This window comes from Halopseudomonas sp. T1L2 (genome assembly GCF_055397385.1).
In genome coordinates, this window is sequence record NZ_AP040865.1 from 58,642 (window position 1) to 79,468 (window position 20,827).

The window sequence follows — 20,827 nt, forward strand, 5'->3', positions numbered from 1 at the left end:
TGCGCCTGCTCAATCGTCCGGCGCCGCCGATCAAGCCTCCGGCTTGGGTTTGGCAGCCCAAAGCACCTCTGCGGTTCCTTCAAGCAGCGCGATGGTTCGTGCAGCCACAAACAGCAGATCGGACAGACGATTGAGGTAGATCGCCGACTGGTTGTTGACCTCTTCTTCCATGGCCAGTGTCAGATAGTGACGCTCGGCACGCCGGCAAACGCTGCGTGTCAGGTGAGCCTGGGCAACCAGCACCGAGCCACCCGGCAAAATGAAATTTTTCAGTGGTTCCAACTCAGCATTGAATTGATCGATCAATTGCTCCAGCGCGGTTACGTCGGCGGCTTCGATCAGGTCGTGTCCGGGGATGGCCAGCTCCCCGCCGAGGTCAAACAGACGATGCTGGATCGGGCTCAGGGCCTGTTTCAGTGGCGCGAGGCGGTCGCTGTCCATCTGGCAGAGCAGCAGTCCAAGCTGGCTGTTCAGCTCGTCTACGTCACCCATTGCCTCAACGCGTGGATGATCCTTGCGGATACGTTGACCGTTGGCAAGTCCGGTATCGCCGGCATCACCGGTGCGGGTATAGAGTTTGCTCAGGCGGTAGCCCATGAGGTGCTGTCTCCTTTGAAAGCTGGCGCCTAGTCTAGCGGCAGACGGCGTGTCAGTCAGCCGGCAGTTGATGCCGGCGCAGGGCGTCCTGAGCGCTCAGCAGCAACCGCTCGAGGGCGGGCGTCGACAGCCCGGCACTCTGCGCGGCGCGGCATGCATAACCGAGGAAGTAACTCAGCTCCGTGCGTCGACGTGCGTGCAGGTCCTGGCGTGTGGACGAGCTGTTGTTGGCCGTGGCCAGAATGACCGCATGCACCTGCTCGGCGAGGTTGGCGTCGACGCCGTGAGAGGCAAGCACCTGCTGCAATTCGGCGATGCATTGCCCAAGCCACTCGCCTGCGCGCTCGGGCACTTCGCCATTGCGGCAGTCGTAAATCAGGGTAAAGGGATTGATGGCGCAGTTCACCGCCAGCTTGCGCCACAGCACCGGTAGAATGTCATGCTGCCAGGTGGTCGAGATGCTGGATGGGAGGTCGTTCAGCCAGTCAGGGGGAGCTGTTCCAGGGCGAAGCGGGCCGACGGTGTTATGGCCGCGACCGGCCCAGATCAACTCATGCTCACTTGGTCGCCAGGCGCCATCTGTGACGCTGACACAGTAAATTCGGCAGTCCGTAAAGGCATCGGCGATTGCCTGTTGGGAGCCCAGGCCGTTTTGCAGCAGAAAAAGCGCGGCACCCGGCTGCAGGCGCGGGCGCAGCGATTCGACTGCAGCCAAAGCGGCATGCGCCTTGGTTGCCACAATCAGATTCTCGATCGGTGCCGGGGTGTCGGGCGTCTCGGTGGCAAGTGACAAGGTGTGCTTTGCAGCGCCATCATCAAACACCAGCCGGTTACCGTTGCTGTTCCACTGTCTTAGCTGGCTTTCGTTCCGCACAATCAGGCGGTAGTCGATACCTGCCTGCTGCAGGCGGGCCGCCCACAGCAACCCCAGGCTTCCGGCGCCGAGAATATGCAGCATCCGAGTACGTCAGCCGAGTTTGGCTTCGGTGATCAGATTGGTTTCGTAGGCTTCGCCCAGATGGCTTTCCACCTGCTCAAGCAGCGCCTCGGCGTCCGGCAGCGCCTGACGGTTGGTGAGCGTACATAGCACCATCCCGGCACGGATCGACAGGTAACCCTCGCTGGTTTTGAACGCCTTCAGATTCAGGCCGTCGTGCAGACGGCGGAAACTGGCCGGCTTGAGGTCTGCGGCCTCATCGGCAATGGTGACAATGGCGAAGGCGTTTTCATCAACCCGTGCAACGACGTCCGTAGGCCGCACCAGTTGCTGCAGGCGGCGCGCGGTTCCACGCAGCACTTCCTGTTGTACGGCAGGGCCGAAGCGCTCGGTAAGGGTTGGCAGGTTCTGGACACCGAGCAGAACCAGGCAGCAGGCACCACCGCGCGAATCCACGTTGCGCAATACGTCGGCCAGGCGCTGGATCAGGTACCGACGGTTGCCGATCGCGGTCAGCCGGTCTACCAGGTTGTGTTCCTCGAGCTGGGCGTTGTTGGTAGCCAGCAGTCGGTTCTCGTCCAGCAGGCGGTTGATCAGCTGCGATGTGCGATCGGCAGCGTAGATGCGTGGCAGCAGCTGTTCGTTCATGGATGATTTGCTGATGAAGTCATCGACACCGCGATCGAAGGCCTCCCCCAGCACATTATCGCCCTCGCGTGCTGTCAGCAGTACCACATAGGTGTAGTGATCGGATTGCTCGTCTGTCTGACGAATGCGGGTGGTCAGCTCAAGGCCGTCCATTTCCGGCATCAGCCAGTCGGCGACCATCACGCTGGCTGGCTGTTCCTCGTGCATGCGCAGGGCATCCATCGCGGAGCTGGCAAAGCGAATATTGGAGTAGCCGGCCTGACTCAGTGTGTGACCGATGACAGCACTGCTGAACTTGGTGTCATCGACTACCAGAATGCTGAGTTGCGGATTCGGCATGTAGGTGCTCCCTGCTGGACGTGGGCCGGTCTGGGTATAATGCCATGAGGTTATACCGTCGTTTTGTAATGAACATCATAATTTTGGGTTTTTCTGTGAGGTAGCACAATGCCATCTTTTGATGTCGTGTCCGAACTGGACAAGCATGAAGTAACCAATGCGGTCGATAACGCCAAGAAAGAGCTGGAGCGGCGTTACGATCTTCGCGGCAAGTGCGAGATCGATTTCAACGACAAGCAGAAGACGATCGCCCTGAGTGCCGATTCCGAGTTCCAGCTGGAGCAGGTGATCGGCATTCTCGAGCTCAGTCTGACCAAGCGCAAGATCGATATTCGCTGTCTGGATGCGGGTGAGCCATTTGCGTCCGGCAAGCTGGTCAAGCAGGATGTCACCTTCAAAGAGGGTATCGACAAGGAACTTGCCAAAAAAATTGTTGCCCTGATCAAGGATTCCAAGCTCAAGGTGCAGGCCGCGATTCAGGGCGATCAGGTACGGGTAACAGGCAAGAAACGTGACGATTTGCAGGATGTCATGGCGCTGTTGCGCGGGGCTGAACTGGAGATGCCGCTGCAGTACAACAACTTCCGCGACTGACCGAGGTCGTGAATTTATCGCCGAGAAAAGGAGGCAGGAATGGATGAGGTCATGAACACGCTGCGAGGGCTTGAGGAGGCCTGGTTACCGCTGTTGATCGAATACGGCAGCAAGCTAGCGCTGGCGCTGTTGACGCTGCTGGTTGGCTGGTGGCTGATTGGTCGTCTGATGAAGGCGATGAACGGGGTCATGCGCAAGCGCAACGTCGAGCCAACACTGCACGGGTTCATCGGCTCGCTGGCCTCTATCGCGCTCAAGGTACTGCTGCTGATCAGCGTCGCCGGCATGGTGGGTATCGAGACAACGTCGTTTATCGCGGTGCTGGGTGCAGCCGGTCTGGCGGTAGGTCTGGCCCTGCAGGGCAGTCTGGCCAATTTCGCCGGCGGTGCCCTTATTCTGTTTCTGCGCCCGTTCCGTGCCGGTGAATACATTGAGGCGCAGGGCGTCTCGGGCACGGTTGATAGCATCCAGATCTTCAATACGGTGCTGAAAACGCCCGACAACAAGACCGTGATCGTGCCCAATGGCAGCCTGTCCAACGGCAATATCATCAACTATTCCCGTCAGGCGACCCGCCGTGTCGATCTGAATATCGGTATTGATTACAGCGATGACCTCAAGTTGGCCAAGGACATCCTGATGGGCCTGGCCCAGGGTGACAGCCGTGTGCTGAAGGATCCGGAGCCGGTGGTCTGGCTGGTGTCGCTCGGCGACAACTCGGTCAACCTGTCACTGCGCATGTGGACCAAGACCGACGACTACTGGGGCGTGTTTTTCGAGCTGCAGGAAAAGGCCAAGCTGGAGTTTGATGCGGCCGGTATCAGCATTCCGTTCCCGCAGCGCACGGTGCATCTGGTTCAGCAGTCAACCTGAACCGCTGCAGGTTTATGTGAGTTCATCAAACCCGGCGCAAGCCGGGTTTTTTGTGCCCTTCAATCGATACCGGGGCGGCGCAGGCGGTCCGGGTGGGCAAACCGCAGCAGCGCAATGGCCAAGATGATGGCGGGCAGGCCGGTCATTGCGGTGACCATGAAGAAGCTCACCCAGCCCAGATTGGCTGCCAGTACCCCGGTGAAACCGGCAGCAAACTGGCCCGGCAGGGTCATCAGGGAGCTGAACAGGGCGTACTGGGTGGCGGTATAGGCGGTGTTGGTCAGGCTCGACAGATAGGCAATAAACACCGAGATGGCGAGCCCACCGGTGATGTTGTCGGCAATAATGGCGACGATCAGCCCATCGGGCTGCGGCCCGATGAAGGCCAGCCAGGCAAAGATCAGGTTGGTCGCTGGCGCCATGAACGCGGTCAGAATGAGGATCGGAGCAATGCCGAAACGGGCCACCATCAGGCCGCCCAGCGCAGCCCCGGCCAAGGTCATGGCCAATCCGAAGGCGGCGGCGATATTGGCGATCTGCTCCTTGCTGAAGCCGATGTCGAGATAGAAGGGATTGGCCATGGTGCCCATGAAAATGTCGCTGATCCGGAAGGTTGCGATAAACAGCAGAATGATGAAGGCAACCCGGCCGTAACGCTCAAAGAACTCGGTGAATGGGGCAATAAAGGCGTTGAAGACCCAGCCGGACAGCTGCAGTCGCCAGCCACTGTGCACCGACTGGCTCAGGTGCTGGGTCAGGCGGGCTTCCTGCGCTCGGGTCGCATCGGTTATTTCTACGCTTGGTTCGGCAATGACAAGCGTGGTCACTACGCCAATCAGCATCATGCCGGCCATCAGGCCGTAGGCCAGGCTCCAGTCCTGCAGGGCGGCGATGTGCAGGGCTCCGGCGCCGGCGGCGAGGATGGCTACCCGGTAACCGGTGACGTAGGTGGCAGCCATGGCGGCCTGGCGGTGCTTGGCTTCGGCTTCGACCCGGTAGGCGTCGATGGCGACATCCTGGGTGGCCGAACCAAAAGCGGCCAGTACCGCCCAGAGCGCGACCCATTCCAGATGCTCCAGCGGATTACTCATCGACATGCCAAGCAATGCGCCGGCAATCACCAGTTGTGCGAGCAGCATCCAGCTGCGCCTGCGTCCGAGCAGTCGGGTGAGTATCGGGACCGGCAATCGGTCGATCAGTGGCGCCCACAGGACCTTGATCGAGTGCGCCATACCTACCCAGCTGAGAAAGCCAATGGACGCCAGTTCGACGCCGATATCGCGCAGCCAGGCGCTGAACGTACCACCCACCAGCAGCAGGGGAAGGCCGGCAGAAAACCCCAGAAACAGCATGCCGATGACACGTGGCTTGAGGTAAACGCGCAGGCCTTCGGCTGGCAGGGGAGTGGTACTGGAGTCGGAGGGGCTGGAACTCATGCTTGTCCTTGTGATGGCGCGGGGGGCTCTGGCCAGCCATAGTGTCGCAGATTCACGCGACCATTGCGTACCAGTATGCCTTCGGCAGCCAGCCGTTCGCGTTGTTCCCGGCCGCTTGGAGTGTCCGCTCCGAGTGACAGCTTTCCTTGGCTGTTGAGAACGCGGTGCCAGGGCAGGTGGGTGCCTTCTGGCAGCTGTCCAAGCCAGCGCCCGACCAGGCGCGCGCCTCGGCCGAGTCCGGCCAGCTCGGCAATACGGCCGTAGCTGGTAACGCGGCCAGGCGGAATACTGGCCAGTACCTGAAAAAAGGCGGCCTTGCGCTCGTCGTCGGCTGGCGTGTTGAACGCTGGCGCTATTCGCCGGTCTTTCATGGATAATTGCCCGTTTAACCTGATGTCTGCCGGATGCTGATCGATGCCGTTGTTCCGTGTTGTCCTGTTGTGCTGTCTTAGCGTGCTGTCCTGGCGCAGTGTCGCCGATACCTTGTGGCTCGACAATGGTGATCGTCTGACTGGCAAGGTCGCCTTTCTGGAGGGCGGCAAGCTGGTGCTGGAGACTGATTTTGCCGGCACGCTGTCGATCGATGTAGCGCGTATCACTACCTTCAACAGTGACGAGCCGGTGCTGGTCAAACTGCGCGACGGCATTCAGCACACCGTGCAGCTGGCAGAGTCTGAGCGCGACGGTCAGGTGCTGTTGCGGGTGCCGAATCGGCGGCCCATCGCGACCGATATCCGTGCCATTCGTCAGCTCCTGGTGCCCCGGCCTCTGGTGCAGGATTCGGTATGGGAAGGCGACGCCAGCGCTGCGCTCGACATCAAGGATACGTCGGGTAACGAGAAACGAGACATCGATATTGATGTCACCTCCCGCCTGCGCCATGGACGCTGGCGTCATGACTGGGCGCTGGACTACGACCGCGATTACAGCAACGACGTCAAAACCAGTCACACCCTTGACGCCTCCTACGATCTCAACCGCTTCATTACCGATCAATGGTTCTGGGCCAACAGCGTGCAGTACAAGCGCGACCATATCAACGAGATAGCCAGGCAGCGCCAGTTCGGTATGGGCCCTGGTTATGAGTGGTGGAACACGGCGCTGGGGCGGTTTGAAACGTCCGTGCGCCTGGACCGGGCGTGGCTCAAGGAGCGCGATGGCAGTCGTGCACGCTATGACGCTCTTGGTCTGCAGTGGGATTATCGGCGGTTTCTGCTGGGCAAGCGGTTTGAGCTGTTCCATTCGGCGGAAACGCAGGTTCCGGACGACCCCAAGGTGCGTTACCTGATGGATGCTGATCTGGGCATACGCTATCGGCTGACCAGCTGGGCGTCACTGAGCCTGAAGGGTGAGTTGGACTATCTCAATACAACCGACGACAGCGGCTATCGGGATACCCGCTATACCTTGGGGCTGGGTGTGGGTTGGTAGCGCAGGAGGGCGGTTCAAGCATGAACTGGCGGTGCGTGGCCGCCAGTTCGCAGGCGACGGTTAGATGCGCAGACCGCCGTCCAGCTCGAGGATGCGACCGGTGAAGTAGTCGTTCTCGAACAGGTAGGCCGCCGAGTGAGCGATTTCCGCCGGCTTGCCCATGCGCTTGAGCGGAATGCCGGAAGTCATTTTCTCCAGCGCTTCCGGCTTCATGCTGCCGGTCATCTCGGTTTCGATAAAGCCCGGAGCAATACCGGCAACGCGGATACCGTAACGTGACAGCTCTTTCGCCCAGGTAACGGTCATGGCAGCCACACCGGCCTTGGCGGCCGAGTAGTTGGACTGACCAATGTTGCCGGCGCGGGAGATGGACGAGATATTGATGATCAGGCCCTTGGTGCCCAGTTCGATCATCTTGGCGGCCACTTCGCGGGTACCCAGGAACACGCCGGTCAGGTTGACGTCGATAACCGACTGCCACTGCGCCAGACTCATTTTCTGAATCTGACCGTCTTTGGCTTTCAGCAGCAGACCGTCGCGCAGAATGCCGGCGTTGTTGATCAGGCCGTGGATGGCACCGAAGTCGTCCGCTACCTGGTTGACCATGTGGCTGACTTGTTCTTCGTTGGCCACGTTGCAGATGTACGAGCGGGCATCGCCGCCGGCTGCCTTGCACGCGGCAACGGCAGCGTCCAGCGCTTCCTGGTTGAGGTCAACCAGTGCCAGTTTGGCGCCCTTGGCTGCCAGGAACTCGCCCATGGCACGGCCCAGGCCCTGTCCGCCGCCGGTGATGATGATAACGCTGTCTTGCAATTGCATCGGGCTCTCCTCGCAAAAGGGGTGATAGATTTGAGGTGCGCAAGCATGCACCAGATTGCCGATATTTTGAATACCCTGCATGGCTCTTCAGTCACTTTCTGACCTTCCTGGCGACATGTTGTTGCCGTTAGTCGCCATCCCGGTTGAAAGCTGCTGTTGTCGTACCCATATATCCCTGACCTGCTCAATACGAGGTGCGTATGCCCCTGTTTCGATTCTTTCTCCTGCTGCTGCCGTTGCTTGAACTGGCCACCCTGATCCTGCTGGGCCAGCGCATCGGTGTCGGCTACACCCTGCTTTGGGTGCTTGGCTCCGGTGTGCTGGGTCTGGTGCTGATCCAGCGCCAGGGCTGGTCCATGCTGCAGCAGCTGCAGATCCGCATGGCCGAAAACCGCTCGCCCTTTGCCGTGTTGAAGACCGGCATGTGGTGGTTGCTTGCGGGGGTACTGTTGATGATCCCTGGCCTGATCACCGATGCGCTGGCGCTGCCTTGCCTGGTGCTGGCATTGGTATCACGCGGCAAGCCGGGTCCGGGCGAACCGGGCGGCCCGAACGTGTGGCGGCGCGGCAGCACCACCATTATCGAAGGGGAATGGCGTCCGGACGATCCAGATCAGGTTTCACCGGATCGCCGCATCGACCGCGAGTAAAAAAATTGTGTACTTGCCTCTTGAAATGGCAATACCAAGCCCCATCTAGGTGACACCGGTTTGGCAGGCTCCGCGCAAGCGCGGAGCCTCGAACAGCGACGAGCCGTCAGGCTCGTCCTTCGGATTCGCATTGCGGGTCCGGATTACAACGTGAAAGCGCCGGGTTTCCGGCATTGAAGATCAATTATTGGGAGACACACAACGATGAAAATTCGTCCGTTACACGATCGCGTAGTCGTTCGTCGCAGCGAAGAAGAAACCAAGACCGCTGGTGGTATCGTTCTGCCCGGCTCGGCTGCCGAGAAGCCGAACACCGGGGTTATCGTTGCTGTAGGTACCGGGCGTCTGCAGGACAACGGCGAAGTGCGTCCGCTGGCCGTCAAAGAAGGCGACAAGGTTGTTTTCGGTCCTTACTCCGGCAACAACACCATCAAGATCGATGGTGAAGACCTGCTGATCATGAGCGAATCCGAAATCTACGGTGTACTGGAAGGCTGATCAGCCACCCTCACACCCCTTAACGAATTCATTTGAAGGAAAGCAAACATGGCTGCAAAAGAAGTTAAATTCGGTATTTCCGGTCGCAACAAGATGCTGGACGGCGTGAACACGCTGGCCAATGCGGTTAAAGCTACCCTGGGTCCGAAGGGCCGTAACGTGCTGATCGAGCGCAGCTTCGGCGCGCCGCTGATCACCAAGGACGGCGTTTCCGTTGCCAAGGAAATCGAGCTGAAAGACAAGTTTGAAAACATGGGCGCGCAACTGGTCAAAGACGTTGCTTCCCGTGCCAACGATGACGCTGGTGACGGTACCACCACTGCTACCGTACTGGCTCAAGCCATCGTTACCGAAGGTCTGAAGGCTGTTGCTGCCGGCATGAACCCGATGGATCTGAAGCGTGGTATCGACAAGGCTACTGCTGCCATCGTTGCCGAGCTGAAGAACCTGGCCAAGCCCTGTGCCGACTCCAAGGCCATCGCCCAGGTAGGCACCATCTCCGCCAACTCTGACGAGTCCGTCGGCAACATCATTGCCGAAGCCATGGACCGCGTTGGTAAAGAAGGCGTCATCACCGTTGAGGAAGGTTCCGGTCTGGAAAACGAACTGTCTGTTGTTGAAGGCATGCAGTTTGACCGCGGCTACCTGTCTCCCTATTTCGTCAACAAGCCGGAAACCATGTCCGCTGATCTGGACAACCCGTACATCCTGCTGGTTGACAAGAAAATCTCCAACATCCGCGAGCTGCTGCCGGTTCTGGAAGCCGTTGCCAAGGCTGGTCGTCCGCTGATGATCGTTGCCGAGGACGTTGAAGGCGAAGCGCTGGCGACTCTGGTTGTCAACAACATGCGCGGGATCGTCAAGGTTGCTGCGGTCAAGGCACCGGGCTTCGGCGATCGTCGCAAGGCCATGCTGCAGGATATCGCTATCCTGACCGGTGGCACCGTGATCAGCGAAGAAGTTGGCCTGAGCCTGGAAACCGCTACTCTGGAGCACCTGGGTCAAGCCAAGAGCGTTCAGATCAACAAGGACAACTCCACCATCGTTGATGGCGCTGGCGCCAAGGCTGATATCGAAGCCCGCGTTAACCAGATCCGCAAGCAGGTCGAGGAAACTACCTCCGATTACGATCGCGAGAAGCTGCAGGAGCGTCTGGCCAAGCTGGCTGGCGGCGTAGCAGTGATCAAGGTTGGTGCTGCGACCGAAGTGGAAATGAAAGAGAAGAAGCACCGCGTTGAAGACGCGCTGCACGCTACCCGCGCTGCTGTTGAAGAAGGTGTGGTACCTGGCGGCGGTGTTGCCCTGGTTCGCACCCTGGCGGCTATCGAGGGTCTGGCTGGCGACAACGAAGACCAGAACGTCGGTATCAAGCTGCTGCGCCGCGCTGTTGAAGCACCGCTGCGCCAGATCGTCACCAACGCTGGTGAAGAAGCTGCTGTTGTTCTGGAGCGCGTCAAGGCCGGCGAAGGTAACTTCGGTTACAACGCTGCGACTGGCGAGTACGGCGACATGATCGACATGGGCATCCTGGACCCGGCCAAGGTAACCCGCAGCGCGCTGCAGGCTGCTTCCTCGGTCGCCAGCCTGATGATCACCACCGAGGCCATGATTGCCGAGCTGCCGGAAGAGAAGCCGGCCATGCCCGACATGAGCGGCATGGGTGGCATGGGTGGTATGGGCGGAATGATGTAATCAGCCTCCCGGCTAATCCGAAACCCGGCTCGAGAGAGCCGGGTTTTTTTATGTCTCAGCGCAGCGCCATGAGTAGTGCGGATCAGGCGCAGCGTATCCGCCGTTGTGCTCACGAACACCCTTGCTTCCGCCTGCTCCGGGCCTGGCGCCGATGGGGTGGAGACGCCGCAGGCTTACTTCACCGCGTTGCAGTAACCTGTTACTCCGTTACCCGGCTGGGCAGGCGCGCTTGCCTTGTAAGAGATTTCCTACAATGTGTGTGAGACTTCGCCGTTACAGGCTGTGGGCGGAACGAGTTTTTATCCGTGCTAAAAACAGTAAATATATGAAATTTAAGGATTTTATTGTTGGTGATATGCCTGTTGTGCTTGCTGGAGGGGGGGTTGCGGGCGATGCCGCATTCGTTAAACTTCACCCAAGCGCAAAGGATGGTGCTACTCGGCAGGGAGCTGAGTCAGGGATTTTCAGGATGATGAAGCCAGGATGGCTGGACACGGAAAGCACATATGGAATAAAGAGTGGGCGGGCTATCCCGCCCCTTTTTTTGCCTGAAATTTGACTCCAAACTCTCAGCCTCACAAGCCGCAAGCCCCACAAGCCTCATAAGCCGCAAGCTGCAAGCTGCAAGCTCCAAGCCTCAAGCCAAACCAGAACCAAAACCCAAGCTAAAGCCTAAGCCGGAAGAACAGGCCCACACTGGTGCGCTTGTAGCTTGTAGCTTGTAGCTTGTAGCTTGTAGCTTGTAGCTTCAGGCTTGCAGCAATAAAAAAACCGGCACATGGCCGGTTTTTTTTGCATAGCAGCTAGCTGCTTAGCGCTCCAGATATTGCAGCTTGTCCGGTACGCCATCCCACTCTTCGGCGTCGGGCAGTGCGTCTTTCTTCTCGGTGATGTTCGGCCACACTTCTGCCAGATCGGCGTTCAGTTCGGTGAACTCCTGCATATCCTCCGGTACTTCGTCTTCCGAGAAGATGGCATTGGCCGGGCATTCGGGCTCGCAGAGGGCGCAGTCGATGCACTCGTCCGGGTGAATGACCAGGAAGTTCGGGCCTTCGTAGAAGCAATCGACCGGGCAGACCTCAACGCAATCGGTGTATTTGCACTTGATGCAGTTGTCGGTAACAACAAAGGTCATGGTGAGGTCTCCATTGAATCAGGCTGGCAAAATCTGGCGCGTAGTCTAGCAGTTTTTTTCCGGCGGTACAGAGCGCCGCCGGGTTTTGCGCAGATTAAAGCGTAGTTCCATCACGTTTGATGCAAATGAATATCATTTGCTGAATTTACGCCCACTCGCGTTTGAGCTTGTACAGCAGGTCCAGCGCCTGGCGCGGGCTGAGATCGTCCGGATCCAGTGCCTTGATCTGTTCGATCAGAGGGTGAGGTGCGCTGGCGAACAGATCGGTCTGGAACGGTTGCTCAGTGTCGCCTGCGGGCTTGCTGCCGTGCTGCTCCAGGCTCTGCTGCTCCAGTTGGGCGAGGTGTTCGCGGGCGCGCAGGATGACCGGACGCGGTACACCGGCAAGCTGGGCGACTTGCAGGCCGTAGCTCTGGCTGGCAGGGCCGGGCTGGACGTTATGCAGGAATACGATGCGTTCATTATGTTCGGTGGCGTTCAGGTGCACGTTGGCCACGCCTTCGTCGGTGTCGGCCATGCCGGTCAGCTCGAAGTAGTGCGTGGCAAACAGGGTGAAGGCGCGAACCTTGGCCAGATACTCGGCAGCAGACCAGGCCAGTGACAGGCCGTCGAAGGTGCTGGTGCCGCGGCCGACTTCGTCCATCAGCACCAGACTGGCGCTGGTGGCGTTGTTGAGGATGTTGGCGGTTTCGCTCATTTCGACCATGAAGGTTGAGCGGCCGCCGGCCAGATCGTCACTGGAACCGATGCGGGTGAAGATGCGGTCGACGCAGGACAGCTCGACGCCTGCCGCCGGTACAAAGCTGCCGATATGGGCCAGCAGCACGATCAGCGCGGTCTGGCGCATGTAGGTGGATTTACCGCCCATGTTGGGGCCGGTAATCACCAGCATGCGGGTGTCGATGTCCAGGTCCAGATCGTTGGCCACGAAGGGCGTTTCCAGCACCTGCTCGACGACCGGATGACGGCCCTGACTGATCTTCAACTGGCTGCCCTCGATAAAGCGCGGGCGACTGTAATCGAGACTGCCGGCCCGTTCGGCGAGGGTGCAGAGCACATCAATTTCGGCCAGGCTGGCGGCAGTGGTCTGCAGTGCGGCAAGGTCCTCGTTGAGACGGTCGATCAGCTCGTCGTACAGTTGCTTTTCACGAGCCAGCGCGCGGCTGCGGGCCGACAGCGCCTTGTCTTCAAAGGCTTTCAGTTCCGGGGTAATGAAGCGCTCGGCGCCCTTCAGGGTCTGGCGGCGAATGTAATCTGCCGGCGCCTGATCGGCCTGGCTGCGCGACAGTTCGATAAAGTAGCCGTGTACCCGGTTGTAGCCGACCTTGAGGGTGCTCAGCCCGGTACGCTCGCGCTCGCGGGTTTCCAGATCAATCAGATACTGGCCTGCGTTCTCGCTGATGTTCTGCAGCTCATCCAGCTCGGCGTCGAAACCGGGCTTGATCACGCCGCCGTCGCGCAGCACCGCGGGCGGGTTGTCGATCACGGCGCGTTCCAGCAGCTCGGCCAGCTCCGGGTAGGTGCGTACCTGCTCGGCCAGATTGCGCAGATGCGGTGTTTCCAGCGCCTGCATGCAATCCTGCAGTGCGGGCAGGGCGGCCAGCGCGTCGCGCAGGCGTGCCAGATCGCGCGGCCGCGCAGAGCGCAGGGCAACCCGGGCAAGGATGCGCTCGATGTCGCCGATGCCCTTGAGCTGCGGCTGAAGGTCGAGGTAGAACTGCTGGTCGAGCAGGGCGCTGATGCTGTCCTGGCGCGCACCCAGGACCTTGAGGTCCCGCAGGGGGCGATTCAGCCACCGCGCCATCAGGCGGCTGCCCATGGCCGTTGCAGTATGGTCGAGTACGTCGAGCAGGGTGTTGTCGCGGCCACCGGACAGGTTCTGGTCGATTTCCAGATTACGGCGGCTGGCGCTGTCGATAATCACGCTGTCTTCAAAACGCTCCTGAGCGATGCTGCGGATGTGCGGCAGGGCGGTGCGCTGGGTTTCCTTGGCATAGCTCAGCAGCGCACCGGCAGCGCCGAGGCCGAGGGTCAGGTCCTGACAGTCGAAGCCGACCAGATCCTTGGTGCCGAATTGCTGGGTGAGGGCCTTGAAGGCGCTGTCCTGATCGAACTCCCAGGGGGCGCGACGACGCACGGCGCGGCGGCGCTCGATTGGCGTGTTGCTTTCCCAGTCATCGGGAATCAACAGCTCGGCCGGTGCCAGACGTTCCAGCTCCCCGAGCAGAGTTTCCCAGCCGCGCAGTTCCATGACCACAAAGCGGCCACTGTTGATGTCGAGCGTAGCCAGGCCAAAGCCGCGCTCGGCGCCCACCAGCGCGGCCAGCAGGTTGTCGCGACGCTCATCGAGCAGCGCTTCATCGCTGACCGTGCCGGGGGTAATGATGCGGGCAACCTGGCGCTCGACCGGGCCCTTGCTGGTGGCCGGATCGCCAACCTGCTCACAGATGACAACCGACTCGCCCAGCTTGACCAGCTTGGCCAGATAGCCCTCGGCGGCATGGAACGGGATGCCGGCCATCGGAATCGGTTGGCCGCCGGACTGGCCCCGTGCGGTCAGGGTGATATCGAGCAGACGGGCGGCTTTTTTCGCGTCGTCGTAGAACAGTTCGTAAAAGTCACCCATGCGGTAGAACAGGAGCTGTTCGGGATGCTGCTGCTTGATGCTGAAGTACTGCTGCATCATCGGCGTGTGGGCGGAGGATTCGGTTTTGCTCTTTTTCATCAATGACTCGAAATATGCGGCAAAGGCGGTGTCACCGGGCGCGATGGATGCGCTGAGGGCGGTGGCTGAGACGCCGTTTCAGGTTGGCGCAAAGGGTATCACGTCGCTGGTGGCTGCTGCAGTGCTGCCGGCGACTCCGGCAGCAGGAACCCGAGGCGGCTGAATGTGGTCGCAGGGTATTCGCAGGCAGCGCGCCAACTGGCATGCTGTTGCCTGATATCCGTTCGTACAGGAGTGAACCATGTCGCATTATGACCCGCTGATCGACTCTGCCGCTGCGAGGCTTGGCAAAGTGTTGGAACAGCAGGGGCTGCAGGTCAGCACCGCTGAGTCCTGCACGGGCGGAGGGATTGCCGAGGCAATAACCCGGGTGGCTGGCAGTTCGCGCTGGTTCGAGACCGGCTTCGTCACCTACGCCAACGCCAGCAAAAGCCGTTGGCTTGGGGTGAACGCAGAGGTTATCGAGGCTCATGGCGCGGTCAGCGAGCCGGTGGTCAGAGCGATGGCGTCCGGAGCCAGGGAGGCTGCCGGGGCGGCAATGGCGGTTGCGGTCAGCGGTATTGCCGGCCCTGATGGCGGCAGTGCAGAGAAGCCGGTCGGGACCGTCTGGTTTGGCTGGGCCCTGGCCGACGGCAGCGTCGTCAGCGAGTGCAAGCGCTTCCAGGGCGGACGCCGAGAGGTGCGCGCCCAGACGGTGCTGCACGCTCTGGAACGGCTGGTCAAAGAGGCGCACAAGCAGCCTGCGAACCGGTTGTCAGTCTGAGTGAAATCGGGGGTAGGCGGGCCATTTTTTCTGTGGAATAATACTGACCAAATATACAGTAGTTGATCGGTCGGTCGCCGCGGTGCCCGCCCCAAGCCAAGAGGATGCGAAATGGACGAGAACAAAAAGAAGGCGCTGTCGGCTGCCTTGAGCCAGATTGAACGTCAGTTTGGCAAGGGCGCGGTAATGCGCATGGGTGATCACGAGCGCCAGGCCATTCCGGCCATCTCTACCGGCTCGCTCGGTCTGGATATCGCCCTCGGTATCGGCGGCCTGCCCAAGGGCCGTATTGTTGAAATCTACGGGCCGGAGTCCTCCGGTAAAACCACGCTGACCCTGTCGGTTATTGCCCAGGCGCAGAAGCACGGTGCAACCTGCGCCTTCGTTGATGCCGAGCACGCGCTGGACCCGGAGTATGCCGGCAAGCTGGGTGTCAACGTGGATGACCTGCTGGTGTCGCAGCCCGATACCGGTGAGCAGGCACTGGAAATCACCGACATGCTGGTGCGTTCCAATGCGGTGGACGTGATCATCGTCGACTCGGTGGCAGCGCTGGTGCCCAAGGCCGAAATCGAAGGCGAAATGGGTGATCACCACGTCGGTGTGCAGGCCCGTCTGATGTCCCAGGCGCTGCGCAAGATCACCGGTAACATCAAGAACGCCAACTGCCTGGTGATCTTCATCAACCAGATCCGCATGAAGATTGGCGTCATGTTCGGCAATCCGGAAACCACCACCGGTGGTAACGCGCTCAAGTTCTACTCTTCTGTGCGTCTGGACATTCGCCGTACCGGCGCGGTCAAGGAAGGCGACGAGGTTGTCGGCAGCGAGACCCGCGTCAAAGTCGTGAAAAACAAGGTGGCTCCGCCGTTCCGTCAGGCTGAATTCCAGATTCTGTACGGTACCGGCATCTACCACAACGCCGAGATCATCGATCTGGGCGTGCAGATTGGTCTGGTTGAGAAATCCGGCGCCTGGTACAGCTATCAGGGCAACAAGATCGGTCAGGGCAAGGCCAATGCAGCCAAGTTCCTGCAGGATAACCAGCAGATCGCGGATGAAATCGAGAAGGCCATCCGTGACCAGTTGCTGGCCAAGCCGGGCAAGGCCAAGGCGGAGGCTGAAGCCGATGCCGAGCTGGAAGGCTAAGAGCCTGGTTTGATGCGCCCGCGTACCGCGCTGGACAGTCCGGCAGCGATCCGTCGCTCCGCGATGGACCTGCTGGCGCGGCGTGAGCACAGCTACAGCGAGTTGTTGCGCAAGCTGCGCCAGCGAGGTGCGGCAACCGATGCGGCAGAGATTGAGCTGGACCGTCTGGTCGAAGATGGCCTGCTCAGCGATGCGCGTTTCTGTGAAGCCTATCTGTATGCTCGCAGCCAGCGCGGCTACGGGCCTGCTCGTCTGAAAGAAGAGCTGCGCCAGCGCGGTGTGGCCGAGGCGCTGGTTGAACGGACCCTTGCAGAGTTTGATCAGGACTGGACGGCACTGGCTCAGCGGGTGTTTGCCAAGCGCTTTCCGGAAGGCCGGGCGTCAGACCCGGCCGAGCGCAGCAAACAGCTTCGGTTTATGCAGTACCGGGGCTTTGGTAGTTTTCAGGCTGATTGACGAAGTCGATCAGTGTCCTCAGACCTCCCTGGTCTCGTTCGTTGAAGTCAAAGCACAGACGGGTAAGCTCGCCCAGCTCCGGCTCATCGCTCTCCTGATCGCAGACACCCTGCTGCACAAAACCGCCTGATTTGCAGATATGGCCGAACCGGTCGTCCAGTTGGGCGAGTGCCTGCGCGGTCAGTGGTCGGTTCAGGCGCAGCATGTACTGGTCGTCTACACGTCGAGACGAGTGATAGTTGCTGTAGAAGTCGAGCACCACCTGCATTGCCTGTGCGGGGGATGAACAGGGTGTCAGCAGGTTGATGTCGTCAGGCTTGATGTAGTGATTGTCGATCAGCTGGCTGCGAACGAACTGTAAAAAGGCCTGCCAGTACTGCCCGTCAGGCTGGTCCAGCAGGATGATGGGCACCATCGGGCTCTTGCCGGTCTGCACCAGCGTCAGCACCTCGAGCGCTTCATCCAGTGTGCCGAATCCGCCTGGACAGAGAATCAGCGCGTCCGCTTCCTTGACGAAGAACAGCTTGCGCAGGAAGAAGAACCCGAATGACAGGTCGTGGCTGGTACCATGCACTATGTTATTGGAGCGTTGCTCGAAGGGCAGGGTGATATTGAAGCCCAGGCTGTGATCCAGGCCGGCGCCCTCGTGGGTGGCGGTCATGATGCCGCCGCCGGCACCGGTGATGGCCATGTAATCGTTGGCGGCTAGCTCTTCGCCCATGGCTCTGGCAAGCGCATACAGGGGATGATCAATCGGGGTTCGCGCCGAGCCGAAAACGGTTACCTTGCGGCGACGCTTGAAGATTTCCATGCGCGAAAAGGCCTGCTCCATTTCGCGAATGGTGTGCAGCATGATCTTCGCGTCCCAGCGGTTACGATCCGCCTGGGCCATGCGAATCACGTCGAGCAGCATGTCCCGGTAGAGCGGTGCGTTTTCGCTTTCGGCGGCGCAGAGTTGAATGAGTTCGTCGACCTTGGCCGGGATCTCGCTGCTGCCGGTTTGCCAGTGACGGCTGAGATAGTCCGCCGGGTCGTTGTCTTGCATCGGGCGGGGCCTCACAGGGTCTGGCAGTGGTCGGCAATAAAGCTCTGGGTCAGCACCGGTTGGGCACTCTCCTTGAGCACGAAGTGATAGGTCAGCGTTGCGCCCATGTCGAGCAGACGGCGAAAACGCAGGTCTGTGCAGACGCTCGATTGCAGCTGGCTACGGATAAGCAGCGGGTCTTCCTGCATGCGCTGGGCGTATTCCGGGTCTACCGCCAGACGGTTGATCAGTTCATCGCCCTTGGCGCTGAAGCCCAAGTCGGTGATGTTGCTGTTGATTTCTCGCGGGGTGTTTTCGCTGCTCTGGGCGGCAACCTGTTGCAGGGTTTCCGTCAGGCGAATATCACGCAGCGAGGCTGCCTGAATGGGGGCCGCCAGGCTGGTGGCGAGAAGCAGGGGTAACCAGCGCATTATATTTCTCCAGATCAGATCATCTTGGTGCTGCGACTTCCCTTTCAGACCACGACCCCGGCAACTGGTTCGCAGCGGTTAGCGCGCGGCATGTGCGTCCTTCGACGGCAGCGAATCGGGTAGAATGCTGGCATTGTGATGCAGTAGCTGTCCAGCCTGAGGAAATGAGGATGTCGGAAAAGCCCGGCCATGCGGTCAATCGTCTGCGCGATGAGGCGGTGGCGCGATCCACCCGCCCATTCAAGGCCCGCGGGGCTCGGGTGCAGCGTTGCCCAGGCTGCCAGCTGGCGCGCTGGGCATGTATCTGTGCCGAGCGTCCGCAGCTGGATTGCGCCATCAGCTTCTGTCTGATCATGCATGCCTATGAGCCGCTCAAGCCGACCAACACCGGCCGCCTGATTGCGGACTGCCTGCCGGACACCCATGCCTTTGAGTGGGCGCGGACGGAGGTTGATCCCGCGTTGCTGGCCTTGCTGGCCGACCCGCAGTATCAGCCCTATGTGGTCTTCCCCGGCGAATATGCGCAGCCGGGCCAGCAGGTCTGCGCCGCAATTGAGCCTGAGCCTGGCCGTCGCCCGTTGCTGATCATTCTGGATGCGACCTGGACCCAGGCGCGCAAGATGTTTCGCAAGAGCCCTTATTTGGCCGATCTGCCGATACTGAGTCTGCACACTGAGCGGCTGTCGCGCTACCGGCTGCGTCGTTCCAGCCGCGACGATCATCTATGCACCGTCGAAGTAGCTGCCGCCTGTCTGGCGTTGGCCGCAGAGGAGGTTGCCGCCCGTCAGCTCGATGACTATTTCGATCTGTTCAGCCGGGGCTATATGGATTCCTGCCGCCGCCGGCCTCAGTGATGGCCGGCGGGTTCCTGCTGCACCGCCACGGTCGCCTGCCTGCGTCGATCCAGGTAGATCGGCACCAGCTGGGCGGTGAGCATGCCCGCCAGCATCAATGCGCAACCCAGCAGCCCGCGGGGAGTCAGGGTTTCTCCCAAGATCAGCCAGCCGGCGAGGGCGGCGAACACCGCTTCCAGACTCAGGATAATGGCCGCGTGCGAAGTGATCGCATCCTTTTGTGCGACGACTTGCAGGGTAAACGCCACACCAACGGCGAGAATACCGCCATAGAGGATGGCCGGCAGGGCGTCATGGATGGCCGCAAAGCTGATGGGCTCAAAAACCAGCGCCAGGCTCAGGCTGACGACTGCGCAAACCAGAAACTGGATAAACGACACCAGAATGGGGTCGTAGCGGCTGGCCAGAGCGCCGACCAGCAGCACATGCACGGCCCAGAAGCAAGCCCCGACCAGTTGCAGCCAGTCACCGGGGGCAACGGTAAATTCGGCGGTCACGCTCAGCAGCATCATCCCGACCAGAGCCATCACGGCGCCGGCCCAGGTGCCGCGGTGGGTGCGCATGCCGATAAACAGACCAAACACCGGGACCAGAATAACGTACAGTCCGGTGATGAATCCCGAGTTGGTCACGGTGGTGAACATCAGACCAATCTGCTGCAGGTTGATACCCAGCGTCAGTACCGCGCCCAGCGCAATACTGCCCAGCAGCATCGGTTTGCTCAGTCGTTCGGGGGTGTCGGGTTTGGCGGGCTTGCGCAACAGCCAGATCAGCGGCATTACGGTTACGGCACCGAGCAGAAAACGCAGGCCGGTGTAAAGGAAGGGACCAATATGATCCATGCCCAGGCGCTGGGCCACAAAGGTACTACCCCAGATCAGGGCAGTGATCAGCATCAGGACATCGGCACGGTAATGGCGCAGGTTCATGCTATCAAGCTCGGCAGACAAAACCGCCATTATCCCCGCGACCGCGGAACTGCTGCCAGATACAGCTGCCTGCGCAGACTGTACCGGTACAACATGGCATTGACTGAAACGCCTGTGACTGGCAGTCTCAGCGTGCTTGTCTCAGCCAATAACAAAAATGACTGCCAGGACGCCTAGCATGGGTCTCACCTATGACATCTTGATTGCCGATGATCACCCCCTGTTTCGCAGTGCGCTGCGTCAGGCCCTTCGCGATGGGCTGGGCGAGACCGTCAGCCTGAGCGAGGTAGGCAGCATCAGCGAGCTGCAACAGCGTCTGGCCGAACGAGCCGACTGGGATCTTGTACTGCTGGACCTCAACATGCCCGGCGCCTACGGCTTCTCCGGGCTGGCTCAGATGCGTGGCCAGTATCCGCAAATTCCTGTGATCCTCATTTCAGCCCAGGAAGAACCGACGATTGCGCGCCGTGCGCGTGATTTCGGTGCCAGCGGGTTTATCCCCAAGTCCGCCAGTCTCGAAGCCATCCAGGCTGCGGTGCAGTCTGTGCTCGATGGCAGCGTGTGCTGGCCGCCGGGTATCGACAATCCGCCCGGCATGAGCGACGAGCAGCAGCAGATCAGCGAGCGGGTCGCCAGCCTCACCCCGCAACAGTTTCGCGTGCTGACCATGGTCTGTGATGGCCTGCTGAACAAGCAGATCGCCTACGAGCTGGACGTGTCCGAGGCCACCGTCAAGGCCCACGTCACCGCCATCTTCCGCAAACTCAACGTCCGTACCCGCACCCAGGCTGCGCTTGTGCTGCAGCAGATGGAACTGGCCAGCTAGAGCGTCGCCGAATGCCGGCTA

Annotated in this window: 23 protein-coding genes; 12 read left to right on the forward strand and 11 right to left on the reverse strand. The window is 60.4% G+C overall.

What is annotated here, in order from left to right; translation table 11 throughout:
• Positions 1-30: 30 nt before the first annotated feature.
• From ACZ5WQ_RS00280 to ACZ5WQ_RS00290, 3 genes are read right to left on the reverse strand one after another with little or no spacing between them, the layout of a single operon-like run.
• Positions 31-597: a cob(I)yrinic acid a,c-diamide adenosyltransferase gene (locus tag ACZ5WQ_RS00280; protein ID WP_088275639.1), complete on the reverse strand. Its 567-nt coding sequence runs from the start codon at positions 595-597 to the stop codon at positions 31-33.
• A 52-nt stretch (positions 598-649) separates the two neighbouring features.
• Positions 650-1,555, reverse strand: coding sequence for a 2-dehydropantoate 2-reductase (locus ACZ5WQ_RS00285; RefSeq protein ID WP_464382877.1), 906 nt, complete (start codon positions 1,553-1,555; stop codon positions 650-652).
• Positions 1,556-1,564: 9 nt separating this feature from the next.
• A complete protein-coding gene (locus ACZ5WQ_RS00290) occupies positions 1,565-2,521 on the reverse strand; it encodes a GGDEF domain-containing response regulator (RefSeq protein ID WP_228245912.1) in 957 nt (318 codons plus the stop codon).
• A gap of 108 nt (positions 2,522-2,629) precedes the next feature.
• Between ACZ5WQ_RS00290 and ACZ5WQ_RS00295 the strand changes: the two genes are divergently transcribed.
• Together ACZ5WQ_RS00295 and ACZ5WQ_RS00300 are read left to right on the forward strand one after the other, a co-directional pair.
• Positions 2,630-3,115, forward strand: coding sequence for a YajQ family cyclic di-GMP-binding protein (locus ACZ5WQ_RS00295; RefSeq protein WP_088275636.1), 486 nt, complete (start codon positions 2,630-2,632; stop codon positions 3,113-3,115).
• 39 nt (positions 3,116-3,154) lie between these two features.
• Positions 3,155-3,988 carry a mechanosensitive ion channel family protein gene (locus tag ACZ5WQ_RS00300; protein ID WP_464382878.1) on the forward strand — a complete coding sequence of 278 codons (834 nt, stop codon included), beginning with the start codon at positions 3,155-3,157 and terminating at the stop codon, positions 3,986-3,988.
• A 59-nt stretch (positions 3,989-4,047) separates the two neighbouring features.
• Here the strand turns inward: ACZ5WQ_RS00300 and ACZ5WQ_RS00305 are convergent, their stop codons facing one another.
• Positions 4,048-5,424, reverse strand: coding sequence for an AmpG family muropeptide MFS transporter (locus ACZ5WQ_RS00305; protein ID WP_285676707.1), 1,377 nt, complete (start codon positions 5,422-5,424; stop codon positions 4,048-4,050).
• Positions 5,421-5,795, reverse strand: coding sequence for an MGMT family protein (locus ACZ5WQ_RS00310; RefSeq protein WP_285676706.1), 375 nt, complete (start codon positions 5,793-5,795; stop codon positions 5,421-5,423). The genes ACZ5WQ_RS00305 and ACZ5WQ_RS00310 overlap by 4 nt, the downstream gene beginning before the upstream one ends.
• Before the next feature lie 43 nt (positions 5,796-5,838).
• On the opposite strand from ACZ5WQ_RS00310, the gene ACZ5WQ_RS00315 reads away from it, so the two are divergent.
• Positions 5,839-6,855, forward strand: a complete 1,017-nt coding sequence (locus tag ACZ5WQ_RS00315; RefSeq protein WP_464382879.1) for a DUF481 domain-containing protein — start codon at positions 5,839-5,841, stop codon at positions 6,853-6,855.
• A 60-nt stretch (positions 6,856-6,915) separates the two neighbouring features.
• Here the strand turns inward: ACZ5WQ_RS00315 and ACZ5WQ_RS00320 are convergent, their stop codons facing one another.
• Positions 6,916-7,674: an SDR family oxidoreductase gene (locus ACZ5WQ_RS00320; RefSeq protein WP_088275736.1), complete on the reverse strand. Its 759-nt coding sequence runs from the start codon at positions 7,672-7,674 to the stop codon at positions 6,916-6,918.
• A 200-nt stretch (positions 7,675-7,874) separates the two neighbouring features.
• Here ACZ5WQ_RS00320 and ACZ5WQ_RS00325 point away from each other — a divergent pair, with 200 nt between their 5' ends.
• The 3 genes from ACZ5WQ_RS00325 to groL all read left to right on the forward strand — a co-directional run bounded on the left by ACZ5WQ_RS00325 (position 7,875) and on the right by groL (position 10,514).
• Positions 7,875-8,324: an FxsA family protein gene (locus ACZ5WQ_RS00325; RefSeq protein ID WP_088275630.1), complete on the forward strand. Its 450-nt coding sequence runs from the start codon at positions 7,875-7,877 to the stop codon at positions 8,322-8,324.
• A 204-nt stretch (positions 8,325-8,528) separates the two neighbouring features.
• On the forward strand, positions 8,529-8,822 hold the full coding sequence (locus tag ACZ5WQ_RS00330) for a co-chaperone GroES (RefSeq protein ID WP_088275629.1): 294 nt from the start codon (positions 8,529-8,531) through the stop codon (positions 8,820-8,822).
• 48 nt (positions 8,823-8,870) lie between these two features.
• Positions 8,871-10,514, forward strand: coding sequence for a chaperonin GroEL (gene groL / locus ACZ5WQ_RS00335; RefSeq protein WP_228247326.1), 1,644 nt, complete (start codon positions 8,871-8,873; stop codon positions 10,512-10,514).
• A gap of 811 nt (positions 10,515-11,325) precedes the next feature.
• Here the strand turns inward: groL and fdxA are convergent.
• Both fdxA and mutS read right to left on the reverse strand, forming a co-directional pair.
• The gene (gene fdxA, locus ACZ5WQ_RS00340; RefSeq protein WP_088275627.1) at positions 11,326-11,649 is read right to left on the reverse strand and encodes a ferredoxin FdxA; all 324 of its coding nucleotides are present in this window, start codon (positions 11,647-11,649) and stop codon (positions 11,326-11,328) included.
• A gap of 145 nt (positions 11,650-11,794) precedes the next feature.
• Positions 11,795-14,374, reverse strand: coding sequence for a DNA mismatch repair protein MutS (gene mutS / locus ACZ5WQ_RS00345; RefSeq protein ID WP_464382880.1), 2,580 nt, complete (start codon positions 14,372-14,374; stop codon positions 11,795-11,797).
• Here mutS and ACZ5WQ_RS00350 point away from each other — a divergent pair.
• From ACZ5WQ_RS00350 to ACZ5WQ_RS00365, 4 genes are all read left to right on the forward strand, one after another.
• Positions 14,361-14,537, forward strand: coding sequence for a hypothetical protein (locus tag ACZ5WQ_RS00350; RefSeq protein ID WP_228247329.1), 177 nt, complete (start codon positions 14,361-14,363; stop codon positions 14,535-14,537). The two genes, mutS and ACZ5WQ_RS00350, sit on opposite strands and share 14 nt — an antisense overlap.
• A gap of 78 nt (positions 14,538-14,615) precedes the next feature.
• Positions 14,616-15,137: a CinA family protein gene (locus tag ACZ5WQ_RS00355; protein WP_269687822.1), complete on the forward strand. Its 522-nt coding sequence runs from the start codon at positions 14,616-14,618 to the stop codon at positions 15,135-15,137.
• A 111-nt stretch (positions 15,138-15,248) separates the two neighbouring features.
• A complete protein-coding gene (recA, locus tag ACZ5WQ_RS00360) occupies positions 15,249-16,286 on the forward strand; it encodes a recombinase RecA (RefSeq protein ID WP_088275623.1) in 1,038 nt (345 codons plus the stop codon).
• 12 nt (positions 16,287-16,298) lie between these two features.
• On the forward strand, positions 16,299-16,742 hold the full coding sequence (locus ACZ5WQ_RS00365; protein ID WP_088275622.1) for a regulatory protein RecX: 444 nt from the start codon (positions 16,299-16,301) through the stop codon (positions 16,740-16,742).
• Here ACZ5WQ_RS00365 and ACZ5WQ_RS00370 read toward each other — a convergent pair.
• Both ACZ5WQ_RS00370 and ACZ5WQ_RS00375 read right to left on the reverse strand, forming a co-directional pair.
• Entirely contained in the window at positions 16,702-17,787 is a 1,086-nt protein-coding gene (locus ACZ5WQ_RS00370) for an LOG family protein (protein WP_228247331.1), read from the reverse strand. The two genes, ACZ5WQ_RS00365 and ACZ5WQ_RS00370, sit on opposite strands and share 41 nt — an antisense overlap.
• An 11-nt stretch (positions 17,788-17,798) precedes the next feature.
• On the reverse strand, positions 17,799-18,197 hold the full coding sequence (locus ACZ5WQ_RS00375) for a PA3611 family quorum-sensing-regulated virulence factor (protein WP_285677883.1): 399 nt from the start codon (positions 18,195-18,197) through the stop codon (positions 17,799-17,801).
• Positions 18,198-18,367: 170 nt separating this feature from the next.
• Between ACZ5WQ_RS00375 and ACZ5WQ_RS00380 the strand changes: the two genes are divergently transcribed.
• The gene (locus ACZ5WQ_RS00380) at positions 18,368-19,051 is read left to right on the forward strand and encodes a tRNA-uridine aminocarboxypropyltransferase (RefSeq protein WP_088275619.1); all 684 of its coding nucleotides are present in this window, start codon (positions 18,368-18,370) and stop codon (positions 19,049-19,051) included.
• On the opposite strand, the gene ACZ5WQ_RS00385 is transcribed toward ACZ5WQ_RS00380, so the two are convergent.
• Positions 19,045-19,980 (reverse strand): DMT family transporter, encoded by a 936-nt coding sequence (locus ACZ5WQ_RS00385; protein WP_464383674.1) that lies wholly within the window; start codon positions 19,978-19,980, stop codon positions 19,045-19,047. The genes ACZ5WQ_RS00380 and ACZ5WQ_RS00385 overlap by 7 nt on opposite strands.
• A 178-nt stretch (positions 19,981-20,158) precedes the next feature.
• On the opposite strand from ACZ5WQ_RS00385, the gene ACZ5WQ_RS00390 reads away from it, so the two are divergent.
• Positions 20,159-20,806: a response regulator transcription factor gene (locus ACZ5WQ_RS00390; protein WP_088275618.1), complete on the forward strand. Its 648-nt coding sequence runs from the start codon at positions 20,159-20,161 to the stop codon at positions 20,804-20,806.
• Positions 20,807-20,827 lie beyond the last annotated feature (21 nt).

Coding starts and splice junctions, on each gene's coding strand:
- ACZ5WQ_RS00380 (WP_088275619.1), top strand. CDS start 18,368: ATGTCGGAAAAGCCCGGCCATGCGGTCAATCGTCTGCGCGATGAGGCG.
- mutS (WP_464382880.1), bottom strand. CDS start 14,374: ATGAAAAAGAGCAAAACCGAATCCTCCGCCCACACGCCGATGATGCAG.
- ACZ5WQ_RS00305 (WP_285676707.1), bottom strand. CDS start 5,424: ATGAGTTCCAGCCCCTCCGACTCCAGTACCACTCCCCTGCCAGCCGAA.
- ACZ5WQ_RS00370 (WP_228247331.1), bottom strand. CDS start 17,787: ATGCAAGACAACGACCCGGCGGACTATCTCAGCCGTCACTGGCAAACC.
- ACZ5WQ_RS00390 (WP_088275618.1), top strand. CDS start 20,159: ATGGGTCTCACCTATGACATCTTGATTGCCGATGATCACCCCCTGTTT.
- ACZ5WQ_RS00365 (WP_088275622.1), top strand. CDS start 16,299: ATGCGCCCGCGTACCGCGCTGGACAGTCCGGCAGCGATCCGTCGCTCC.
- fdxA (WP_088275627.1), bottom strand. CDS start 11,649: ATGACCTTTGTTGTTACCGACAACTGCATCAAGTGCAAATACACCGAT.
- ACZ5WQ_RS00280 (WP_088275639.1), bottom strand. CDS start 597: ATGGGCTACCGCCTGAGCAAACTCTATACCCGCACCGGTGATGCCGGC.
- ACZ5WQ_RS00300 (WP_464382878.1), top strand. CDS start 3,155: ATGGATGAGGTCATGAACACGCTGCGAGGGCTTGAGGAGGCCTGGTTA.
- ACZ5WQ_RS00315 (WP_464382879.1), top strand. CDS start 5,839: ATGCCGTTGTTCCGTGTTGTCCTGTTGTGCTGTCTTAGCGTGCTGTCC.
- ACZ5WQ_RS00355 (WP_269687822.1), top strand. CDS start 14,616: ATGTCGCATTATGACCCGCTGATCGACTCTGCCGCTGCGAGGCTTGGC.
- ACZ5WQ_RS00310 (WP_285676706.1), bottom strand. CDS start 5,795: ATGAAAGACCGGCGAATAGCGCCAGCGTTCAACACGCCAGCCGACGAC.
- ACZ5WQ_RS00285 (WP_464382877.1), bottom strand. CDS start 1,555: ATGCTGCATATTCTCGGCGCCGGAAGCCTGGGGTTGCTGTGGGCGGCC.
- recA (WP_088275623.1), top strand. CDS start 15,249: ATGGACGAGAACAAAAAGAAGGCGCTGTCGGCTGCCTTGAGCCAGATT.
- ACZ5WQ_RS00290 (WP_228245912.1), bottom strand. CDS start 2,521: ATGCCGAATCCGCAACTCAGCATTCTGGTAGTCGATGACACCAAGTTC.
- ACZ5WQ_RS00385 (WP_464383674.1), bottom strand. CDS start 19,980: ATGAACCTGCGCCATTACCGTGCCGATGTCCTGATGCTGATCACTGCC.
- ACZ5WQ_RS00325 (WP_088275630.1), top strand. CDS start 7,875: ATGCCCCTGTTTCGATTCTTTCTCCTGCTGCTGCCGTTGCTTGAACTG.
- ACZ5WQ_RS00320 (WP_088275736.1), bottom strand. CDS start 7,674: ATGCAATTGCAAGACAGCGTTATCATCATCACCGGCGGCGGACAGGGC.
- groL (WP_228247326.1), top strand. CDS start 8,871: ATGGCTGCAAAAGAAGTTAAATTCGGTATTTCCGGTCGCAACAAGATG.
- ACZ5WQ_RS00330 (WP_088275629.1), top strand. CDS start 8,529: ATGAAAATTCGTCCGTTACACGATCGCGTAGTCGTTCGTCGCAGCGAA.
- ACZ5WQ_RS00295 (WP_088275636.1), top strand. CDS start 2,630: ATGCCATCTTTTGATGTCGTGTCCGAACTGGACAAGCATGAAGTAACC.
- ACZ5WQ_RS00375 (WP_285677883.1), bottom strand. CDS start 18,197: ATGCGCTGGTTACCCCTGCTTCTCGCCACCAGCCTGGCGGCCCCCATT.